This window comes from Shewanella septentrionalis (genome assembly GCF_025370265.1).
GTDB lineage: Bacteria > Pseudomonadota > Gammaproteobacteria > Enterobacterales > Shewanellaceae > Shewanella > Shewanella hafniensis.
The window spans coordinates 1-7500 of the sequence record NZ_JAMTCC010000075.1; the positions used below are offsets into that span (position 1 = coordinate 1).

Below are 7500 nucleotides of genomic sequence, written 5' to 3' on the forward strand. Positions count from 1 at the left end.
GCCCCCAAGAAGCAAGCACTTAAAAAGGCCGAAACGCCAAGCGTCACACTTACCCGAACGCAAACGCTGACCCCGACAGAGCAGATGGATTGGTTTCACAGCTACTACCAAGACACGCTCAATGACGCGGCGATAAACAGCCAAGACAGCAAGAAAGTGGAAAGGGCAATGCTGCTTAATCAGTACGTCAGCAATAAATCGTCAGAGTTCGGCATGACCTTTAAAAAGGTCCTGCTAGATAACCCTGAGCTGTCTTACACCAAAGATAGACCGACGGAACAAGCGGCAAGAAGCACCTATTTATCATTAGAGCGCAACAAGAAGATGCGCGCAGTACGCAGCCTTGCCGATGCGGGATGGGGGCTGTTCTTTGTCTACAAAGGCCAAGAAGAAATTGATATTGCGCTAGCGCCCAGCGTGCAGCAGTTCGCTACTGAGCATGGCATTGAGCTACTGGGCGTCACGCTCGATGGTGTAGCACTGCCAGCCATCGTGCAGAACCGCCAAAACGACCAGCACATAAACGTCCCGTTTAGTCCCGCACTCGTGTTAGTTAATCCTGGCACGGGGGAAATGAAACCGCTCGCGTATGGCTTTATCTCTCAAGACGATTTACTGGGCCGCTTCCTGAACGTGGCCACCGATTTCGCCCCTGACTTTTAACGCATAACACGACTCACTTAAACAAGGATTTCCCCATGAGCCTGAAAAACATCACCGACGTGATGCTCAAAGCCATCAATAGGCAGAAACTACCCTGCTTAACCCTATTCACCTTCACATACTGTTTTGTGTTGAGTGTGATTTACGATATCAACGGCGCACCCTTTCTCACCCTTTGCACCGTCGTCTTCGGGGCACTATTTATGCTTTACCCCATGATGCTCTCCCCTAAAAACGCGGCTATTTTGATGCCAAGACACCTTTTCAATCAAGGCAGTCAAACACGTGCATTAGGGATAATGCCGCTCGCATTCATGAGCCTCTTGAACACCTTTCCCAGCTTAACCGCAACGCCCGCCATCGTGTTGATGTCGATATTCACCCTCATTTACTGCATTGCCAGCCTATTTTTCGCAACCCTAACACTCGAAGAACAGTTCAGTGCAGACCACGCAAACAAAACGAGCACCCGCTTAGCCATTGAGATGCTAGGATTTGAACTAGCCCCAAAGGCCATGCAACCTCCGTCGTCTCCGCTGCAATATTACCGCGCACTCTCAGCACATCATTTAGTCGCTTATCACGCACTAACAAGCCTTATCACGCTCATCGCACTATTGATTTTTATTGGCACATTCAACACCCCTTGGGTTGGCGCGTTGTTGGCTTTGGCCGTCATAAAAGCCAGTTTGGAACTGCTCTTTTTATCGTTAGGCCAGCCACCCACCGCGCCCATATCCACAGCAAACATCACGACTGAGGTGACACAATGAAACAACTCACCACCCTGATTATCGGCATCTTCACGCTACTGTTATCATCCCTTGGCCACACAGCAACGATGGATACGCCTGTTGCGGCCAATCCCAATGATTACGCGTTAGTGTTTTTCTTTCGCTCTGATTGCCCTTACTGCCACCAGTTCGCCCCGAAACTGAAACAGCTTGCGGCGCAAACTGGCACCTATACCTATGCCTTTTCGCTCGACAACCAAGGGATAGCAGGTTTTGAAGTGCCTATTCCTTCCACGCCAGACATTGCCGCTACTTTCTTTGAGAACCCGCGCAGCGTGACAGTGCCCGCCACATTCTTGATCAACGTCAATACCCGTAAGTTTGTCCGTTTAACCGTCGGGGATGTGACGTCCTCGCAGCTCCAACAAAGCTATCTTCAATCCCTCAATGACCCACAAGTCATTGCAAGCATGCGTTAGGAGCAACCTTCATGGACACGATGTTAATCATCAATATTTTACTGGCCTTAGCCATTTATAAATTCGTACTCGTCCCCGTGCATGCATTGTTAAGTGCCGTTTGCTTGCGGGCGCTACGCACACTACACCCGCGCCATAACGGCAACATAAGCGGCAGCATAAACGGCAATACCGGAGGTAAATCATGAAACGCTTAGCACTGACGCGCACACTACTGGGCGTCACTATTTCATGTTTGCTGACAACACACGCCTATAGCGCGGGGGTTTCAGGTTCGCTAAACGATTTCTTCAATGGTTTGGGCTATGGCACCAACGTGACCAATCCGGGCTCATTTAAAGGCCAAAGCGCCAACTACTACAGCGGCGGCAATCTCTTTGTGCGTAGCCCCATTCGCGACGCGCAGCTCGTGAGTGTGCAAATGCCCAGCATTGCCGCAGGCTGTGGCGGTATTGATATGTTTATGGGGGGATTCAGTCACATTAACTCAGACGCCCTTGTGCAACAAGGCAAGGCTATTATCGCCAACGCTGCACCGTTCGCCGTCGATTTAGCCCTGCAGACGTGGGCACCACAAATCAAACAGATTAAGGACACGCTAACGGCCATTGCCGATAAGTACCTCAATCAGTCGATCAATTCTTGCGAGAGTGCCCAAGCGGGCGTGTCGGCACTGGCGGGGTTTGCAGGTGTTGGCAGTCAAAAATACATTTGTGCCACTATGGGCACGCAAAATAACGCCTTTGCGGATTGGGTATCTGGCCAGCAAGAATGCGGCGCGGGCGGTCAAGCTAACAATCAGCTCGATAACGCCAAGAAAGATCCCGCACTAAAAGACATGGTGCGCAAAAACACCAATATTGTGTGGGCCGCCATTTTAAAAAATACCTTCCTTGCCAGCGATCCGACCTTGGCAGAATTTCTCATGTCGATTTCAGGCACGTATATCTATGACGCGACCGGCAATGCGCGCGGTTATGGCTCACTGCTGACCGACAACAATAACCTGATTAATAGTCTGTTAGAGGGCGGCAAAGCTGAAAGCTATCAATGCACCAATCAAGCCATTGACCAATGCTTAGCACCGACACAACAAACGATCACCATCCAAAGTAATCACGGCCTGCAATACCGCGTAGAAACCTTACTCAGAGGTATCGCCAGCAAGATGCAAAACGACCAGCCACTCACAGATAACGACAAGTCGCTGCTCGAATACACCACACTGCCCATCATGACCTTTTTACGTACCGAATTGGAGGCAGGACTCACGCCCCAAACCAATACTTACGCCAAAATCATCAGCGTGCAGTTTATTACCCTCTATCTGCAAAACATGCTGTCGATTGTGAAATCTTCAATCACGGCCACGAACAATGATCCCAAAGACATTGATCGTATCGAGCGAGACATTATCAACGCCAACCGCTTTTTAGAAGGACTCACAGCTAAAGCTCAAAATGATGCCGTATCACAGCACCAGCTCATTATGCAAAACCAGCAAATCAAACAGCAAATAACGGGCGCCATGAGCGCTAAAGCTAAGGCCAACTTGAATTTTGGGGAGCGATAACCATGGCAGTTGAGATTTTCACCTACAGCAACGGTGACGTGGCCAAGCAAGTGATGAATGCCATTGCCGTGCTGTTCAAGTCCGATTCATTTGCCAGCATGATAAGCATCTGTGCGCTGTTTGCCGTTGTGGCCACCGCGCTGCACTTTTTCATCAAGCGTGACCATAACGCGATTATGAAATGGTGCGCGGTTTACTTTGCCGTGCCATTGCTTGCCATGAACACCACCGCCACAGTGCAAATTACCGATTTAACCAATCCGACGAGTAACTATCGCGTGGACAATGTGCCCGCGATTGTGGCGTATCCGGCCTCATGGGCGTCGCATTATATGTATGCCACCACCCAAACGGTGGAAGATATTTTTCACGTACCGGATGATCAACAATACAGTAAAACGGGCATGATGTTTGGCTCTGAGCTGTACAAGTTATCCAGACAAAGCGAGATAGAAAACACCCAACTTAAAGGCTATTGGCAGCACTACATCAGCAGTTGTATTCGCGGAGATATGCTACTCAATAATAAATACACATGGCGAGATTTAGCCAGTGCACCGGATATTTGGGACTTTCTAGCGACTCACAACCCTTCGCCACTACGGGCGATTCAAATGGGTCCTAATGACTATCCTACCTGCAAAGAAGCCCTTCCGCGCCTCAAGCAGCTATTCCAAGCAGACAGCGCAAAAAGCATCAAGTTACTGGGCAGTTGGATTTATGGTGAAAAGGCCACAAGCCAACAAAGCTTTTTGAATACCAGCATCAGCAGTGGTTATCAAAAATACGCCAATATCAGTCAAAGCGCGTCGCAAATCACGCTGCAAAACATGACGATTAACGCCCTGCGAAATGGCCTTGCAGATGATGCAGCGGTGAGCAACAACACCGCCGCCGCATTCAACTACGCCTATACGCAAAACAAAATGCAAACCACATCGATGTGGGCGGGAATGGCCCTGCAGGCGCGGGAATTTTTGCCCATGCTGCAATCGATTTTGTTTTTGCTGTTTAGCTCTGTCGCCTTTTTAGTGGTGGCGATTGCCATGATCCCCTCGCTCACGTTTCAAGTGTTCGGCAACTATTTCAAAGGCTTTATCTACCTTGGCACATGGCCGGTGATGTTTGCCCTCATTAACTTCATCATGACCACGCGCTTATCGCTTAACGCCACTGAAATCACTAACATTTACGGCGGTATCACCTTAAGCAACGTTGATCCCTTACAAGAAATGCACTCCCGCTATGCGGCCATGACCGGCTTTTTAATGATGAGCGTACCGACATTAATTGTCCCGCTCATTATGAAAGGCGGCGCGTCGGTAATGAGCAGTATGTCGCATCAGTTCGCGGGCATGATGAGCAGCGTTAACGCGCGCACCTCTGCCAGTGCGGCCAGTGGTGATATCAATTTGGGTAACGCTCAGGTGGATAACTACAGCTACAACAACACCAACGGCAATAAAATCGACACCACTGGCGTTGAACGTATTCATGGCAACACCAAGCAAGATGCAACCGGTTATGAAACCACCACCTTTGATGATGGCAGACAAGTCATTAATGGCCAAAATGCCTTAAGCCGTAGCTTGCCAGTGAACATTAGCGGCAGTGACGTGGTGACGAACTCAGCCTCGCAATCTGCCTCAAACGCGATCAGTGCGAGCAAAATAGAGGGTAAACAAGCAAGCGAAAGTATCGCCACCTCCACGAATACCGCACTAAGTCAAATGAGCGGGGTCAATACCTCGAACAGTTATGGCAGCAATAGCGCCACCGGCGATAGCGGCACCCATAACAAAGGCTTCGCAGATATGCGTAGTACGGTTAAGTCTTTTGCTAAGGACTTCAACCTGACAGAAGACCAAGCCACAAGTACCTTATTATCGATGTATGTCGGAGCAGAAGCAGGGGTGAAACTCGGCACACCTGGGAGTGGATTTCTTGGCTCTAGTGCGCACGTATCCGGCTCTACCGGCACTAAAGGCTCAACCGATGATGTCAGCACAGACCGTACCAGTGAAAGCGAACGTGACAGTCTCCAGCAAAGCTACCTTGACCAGTTCAGCGCTAACGTTAACACCGTCAAATCCTATAACAGCGGCGAACAAGCCAGTACAACCAACAGTAAAAACGAAGGTGAAACCCAAACCTTCCTACAAGGGCTTAACGAAGCGATTACCCACACCAAAAACGCCCAATCCCAGCTCACCGAAGCCCAAAGTTACACTGACCTCGCCAATAATGTCAAAAGTGGCTCAATCAGTATTGGGCGTGACTTTAATCAAGACTTTGTGGAGTTCGTTAAAAACTCAAGAAAAAATGGTGATGCCATGGACGTGATCAAGGGGCAAACACCAGAAATGCAGCAAGAGCGTAACCAACTCGCAGCCGAGTTTGCCAACACTCCCGAAGTCAAAGCGATGGTAGAACAATACAAAAACCATGAATTACCGCAAAACCGCGATGACATTGTGCAAGCTCAGGAGCGTTACGCCGCTGACATTGATTTCAATAAACAGCAATCACCACAGTATGCCCCTGCGCCGCTCAATGACAGCCTCTACCAAACGGGCGAATTTGAGCGTATCCAAGGCCATGCGGCGCAAGGCAACGCGGAAATTAGACAAGATGTGTTGCACGAAGAACAGACTCATAACGCATCTAGCGTCCCGAGCATTGATATAGAACAGGCCCGTGCTGACGCAAAAGCGGCGCACGCCCTAATAAAGCCAGACAGTCGAAGTGATGATGAAAAATTGGCAGAAACAGTGCGTCAATCAAGTCCCTTTAATACAGGACCAAAAATGTGATAATAGCCATGACTTTCAATCACAAAGAGATAACTTCATGAACATCATTAAAACAGGTGCACTGTTGCTGTGCTTATTAAGCCCCTTGGCGCAGGCTGAAACGACTCTATTTGGTCTCACCTTGGGTAAATCCACGAGGCAAGAGGCAGAGCAAACCTACCCCCCCCAATACAAAAATACCGCATCGGGATTGCCTGATAGCTGGAATTATTATCGGGTTGATGGCAAGCAGTTTAATGAGCCGCTGCTTAAGTATGCCACCCTCTATTTTGATGACGCTCAAACATTAGGAAGCATCCTGTTTACCTTCCCAATCTCCTTAGAAAAGTATAAGGCGCTAGAAGAACAACTTAGCCGCCAATACCCACGTCTTAACACAGCCCCCTTCGTATCGGAACCATTACGCCTTGATAAAGCCGAGTTTCAAAATGACACCACCTATATCCGACTAGATTACAGCGATTACGGTACTTACTTAGACTTTACCGATCTTAAGTATCGCGCTGCCGCCCAAAAACGCCTCGCTGAAAAGAAAGCTCTCGAAGCCAATAAACCGAAAAAGGAACCCTAGACGTGACCTTAAACCCCAAACGTACTAAAGGCAGTAACTACACCCGTGGTGGCCAGATTTTATTTCACAATTTGCGGATGTTTCTGCAGATTAACGCCGCGCTTATCCGCTGGACGTGTTTTGGCGTGCTCATCTTAACAGCGCTGCTATGCTATCTCTTCCTTGATAAAGACACCTTAATGGGGGCTTATTATTATTGGATAAACCAAACGGTTAGCGTGTTTAGACCAGAAAGCCATGTTATGCAAACTGAGTGGCAAGGCACTGTCTATACCAGTACGTTAGGGTCTCAATTGCAAAACCCGATACTGATTGCGGCCAACAGCCGCTTTTGGTTATGGACACAAATTTATCTCCTTATAAGCTGTGTGATTGGCATCGTTTTCCTGTCAGTGGCCATGTGGTATTTCAAGAAAAAAGGGGACGAGCAAACCGAGGAACACTTTATTCGGGGGATGCAAAAAGCCACGCCGAAGGAATTAGCAAAACAGCTTAAAAAGGACAAGCGCCAGTCCGATTTCAAGCTCGATGGCATCGGTATTTTCAAAGAACGCTTTGAAGTACAGCACTTGTTACTTGATGGCACCACGGGCGCGGGAAAGTCCGTGGCGCTGCGTAAGTTTTTAACGTGGATACGTGAACGGGGCGACAAAGCCATTATCTATGA

8 protein-coding genes are annotated in these 7500 nt (G+C 48.9%); all 8 read left to right on the plus strand.

The annotated features are described in order from the left end of the window. Nucleotides 1-663 (plus strand): type-F conjugative transfer system pilin assembly protein TraF (gene traF, locus NE536_RS22055; protein WP_261274022.1); only part of this gene is annotated, 663 nt, incomplete at its 5' end. 35 nt (nt 664-698) lie between these two features. Beyond that, nucleotides 699-1436, plus strand: coding sequence for a hypothetical protein (locus tag NE536_RS22060; RefSeq protein ID WP_006087389.1), 738 nt, complete (start codon nt 699-701; stop codon nt 1434-1436). Further along, nucleotides 1433-1876, plus strand: a complete 444-nt coding sequence (gene trbB, locus NE536_RS22065) for a type-F conjugative transfer system pilin assembly thiol-disulfide isomerase TrbB (protein ID WP_006087388.1) — start codon at nt 1433-1435, stop codon at nt 1874-1876. Before NE536_RS22060 ends, trbB begins: the two co-directional genes overlap by 4 nt. Nucleotides 1877-1887: 11 nt before the next feature. Then, the gene (locus tag NE536_RS22070; RefSeq protein WP_181879260.1) at nt 1888-2064 is read left to right on the plus strand and encodes a hypothetical protein; all 177 of its coding nucleotides are present in this window, start codon (nt 1888-1890) and stop codon (nt 2062-2064) included. Next, nucleotides 2061-3449 carry a conjugal transfer protein TraH gene (locus tag NE536_RS22075; protein ID WP_261274023.1) on the plus strand — a complete coding sequence of 463 codons (1389 nt, stop codon included), beginning with the start codon at nt 2061-2063 and terminating at the stop codon, nt 3447-3449. The genes NE536_RS22070 and NE536_RS22075 overlap by 4 nt, the downstream gene beginning before the upstream one ends. A gap of 2 nt (nt 3450-3451) precedes the next feature. Next, a complete protein-coding gene (gene traG, locus NE536_RS22080) occupies nt 3452-6262 on the plus strand; it encodes a conjugal transfer mating-pair stabilization protein TraG (protein ID WP_261274024.1) in 2811 nt (936 codons plus the stop codon). Nucleotides 6263-6299: 37 nt separating this feature from the next. After that, a complete protein-coding gene (locus NE536_RS22085; RefSeq protein ID WP_011979520.1) occupies nt 6300-6833 on the plus strand; it encodes a hypothetical protein in 534 nt (177 codons plus the stop codon). 2 nt (nt 6834-6835) lie between these two features. Then, nucleotides 6836-7500, plus strand: a 665-nt coding sequence (locus NE536_RS22090; RefSeq protein ID WP_261274025.1) for a TraD N-terminal domain-containing protein, incomplete at its 3' end; no start/stop codon positions are given.